The sequence below is a fragment of the Acidovorax sp. KPB24-07 genome, from assembly GCF_057543315.1.
Window position 1 is genome coordinate 1 of sequence record NZ_BAAJYS010000446.1, and the last position, 2,530, is coordinate 2,530.

Below are 2,530 nucleotides of genomic sequence, written 5' to 3' on the forward strand. Positions count from 1 at the left end.
CACCAGCAGCGGATCGCCCGCCAGGTCGCGCAGGCGGCGCAGCGCCGCCGACACGGCCGGCTGGTGCATGCCCAGCCGCACGGCGGCCCGCGATACGCTGCGTTCAGTCAACACGGTGTGCAAGACCCTTATGAGATGGAGGTCTATCTTGTCGAAAAGGGCTTGGTCTCTCATAAGGGTGGGGGCATTCCAGCCATACGCCAACGCGTATGGCACGCCGGGCCTGCCGGTGGCGGAGCGAAGGCGCAGTGAAGAAGGCAAGGGGACATCGCACTGTAGCGCCGAGGCCGCGCGACCGCGAGCCAGGCAACTACCGAGGCGGCGTCGCGGGTGGTCAGATCTCGTCGATGGCCGTCGAACGCGCGGCGCCCGGCTGCGGCGCCGGGTCGAGCGAGAAGCGGTCGCCGGTCGTCACATAGAAGCTCGCGCCGAACCGCCCCACCGGGTGGTAGTCCTGCAGCCGCACGCGCCAGCGCTCGGTGTCCACGAGGCCCTCGCGCGCGCCCAGCCACTGCACGCGGCCGATGAAGACGTAGCGGCTGGCCGTTTCCATGGTTTCGTGCAGCACGCATTCGAACGCCACCGGGGCCTCGGCGATGCGCGGCGGGGCCACGCTGCGCGAGGGCACCGGGGTGAGGCCGGCATGCACCAGTTCGCTCTCGTGCGGCGGCAGCGCATCGCCGCAGGCATGCATGCGCTGGGCCATGGCCTCGTCGGCGATGTGCACCACGAATTCGCCGGTGCGCAGGATGTTGGCGGCCGTGTCCTTGAGGCGGCCACCCTGCAGCCGGTTGATGCTCACCATCAGCACCGGCGGGTCCTCGCCCAGCATGTTGAACATGCTGAACGGCGCGGCGTTCACCGTGCCGTCCTCCCCGAGGGTGGTGATGAGCGCGATCGGGCGCGGCACGATCAGGCTGGCCATCAGCTTGTAGCGCTCGTAGGCGCCGAGTTGCGAGAAATCGATGTCCATCCGGTGTCCTTGGGGTCTGCGGCCTGCCACCTTGGCATGGCGCCACGAAGGGACGCAGCATCCGTGCCAGGCGAAGGCAGTAAAAGGTGCCAAAGCAACGGCCGGTGTCCCGGGCATGGCGCGCGGCGCATGGCCGTTATACGCTCGCCCATATGCGCCGCCACCCCCCGGGGCCCTACCCTGTCCCGACATGGCGCGCACACTGGCCCCAACGACCGAACCCTGCACCGCACAACGCATGACCACCTCCCGCCCGCTGCGATTCATCCGCCGGGGCCAGCCCGTGACGCTGGCCCATGTTCCTCCCGACCGCACCCTGCTGGAGGTGCTGCGCGAAGACCTGGGCCACACCGGCACCAAGGAAGGCTGCGGCGAGGGCGACTGCGGCGCCTGCACCGTGGTGCTGGGCGAGGCCGTGGACGGCCGCGTGCGCTACCGGGCCGTGAACAGCTGCATCCGCCTGGCCCACTCCATCGACGGCATGGCGCTGTGGACGGTGGAGGACCTGGACCAGGACCCGCTGCTCCAGCCCGCGCCGCCCGCCACCCCGCCCTCCAGCGGCGCCCCCTCCAGCGCGCCGGGCCTGCACCCCGCCCAGGAAGCCATGGTGCAGTGCCACGGCTCGCAGTGCGGCTTCTGCACGCCGGGCTTCGTGATGAGCCTGTTCGGCATGTACCAGAACCACGTGTGCCAGGGCCGCCCGGTCACGCGCGAGCAGGCCGTGCACGACCTGTCGGGCAACCTGTGCCGCTGCACCGGCTACCGCCCCATCCTGGACGCGGCCGAGCGGATGGCCGCCCTGCCCCGCATGCAGGTGGACGAAGCGCAACTGCTGCCGCAGCTGGCCTCCCTGGCGAAACCGGCGCCCACGCCCGACGACGCGTACCTAGCCCCGGCCACGCTGGCCGAACTGCTGGCCGCACGCGCCGCGCACCCCACCGCCCAGGTGGTGGCCGGCGCCACCGACGTAGGCCTGTGGATCACCAAGCAGCACCGCCAGTTCGCGCAGATGCTCGACGTCACGCGGGCGCAGGAGCTGCGCCGCATGGGCACGCAGGGCGGGCGGCTGTCCATCGGCGCGGCCGTGCCGCTGGCCGACGCGTTCGATGCGCTGCAGGCCCACTGGCCCATGCTGCACCGCTTCGCCGCGCGCTTCGCCGGGCTGCCCGTGCGCAACTCCGGCACGCTGGGCGGCAACGTGGCCAACGGCTCGCCGATCGGCGACTCCATGCCCCTGCTGATCGCGCTGGGCGCCAGCGTGGTGCTGGCCAGCCTGCGCGGCGAACGCACATTGGCGCTGGAAGACCTGTACACCGGCTACCGCCAGAACGTGATGGCGCCGGACGAGCTGCTCGTGCGCATCGAGGTGCCGCTGCCCGCGCCGGGCGAATCGCTGGCGGCCTACAAGGTGTCCAAGCGCTTGGACGACGACATCTCCGCCGTGTGCCTGGTGCTGAACCTCGACATCGCCGACGGCCGGGTGCGGCGCGCCCGCATCGGCGCGGGCGGGGTCGCCGCCACGCCCGCGCGGGCCCGGCAGACCGAGGCCGCACTTTG

3 protein-coding genes are annotated in these 2,530 nt (G+C 71.7%); 1 reads left to right on the forward strand and 2 read right to left on the reverse strand.

Going from position 1 to position 2,530, the window contains the following annotated elements; genetic code table 11:
• Together AC27IQ_RS22330 and AC27IQ_RS22335 are read right to left on the reverse strand one after the other, a co-directional pair.
• Nucleotides 1-174, reverse strand: a 174-nt coding sequence (locus AC27IQ_RS22330; RefSeq protein WP_487090843.1) for a helix-turn-helix domain-containing protein, incomplete at its 3' end; no start/stop codon positions are given.
• 160 nt (nucleotides 175-334) lie between these two features.
• Nucleotides 335-973, reverse strand: a complete 639-nt coding sequence (locus AC27IQ_RS22335) for a flavin reductase family protein (protein WP_272551489.1) — start codon at nucleotides 971-973, stop codon at nucleotides 335-337.
• Nucleotides 974-1,211: 238 nt separating this feature from the next.
• Here AC27IQ_RS22335 and xdhA point away from each other — a divergent pair.
• On the forward strand, nucleotides 1,212-2,530 hold a 1,319-nt coding region (xdhA, locus tag AC27IQ_RS22340), incomplete at its 3' end, for a xanthine dehydrogenase small subunit (protein WP_487090842.1).

Bases quoted from the DNA above. Each gene is read 5' to 3' on its own strand.
- AC27IQ_RS22335 (WP_272551489.1), bottom strand. From the start codon at position 973: ATGGACATCGATTTCTCGCAACTCGGCGCCTACGAGCGCTACAAGCTG.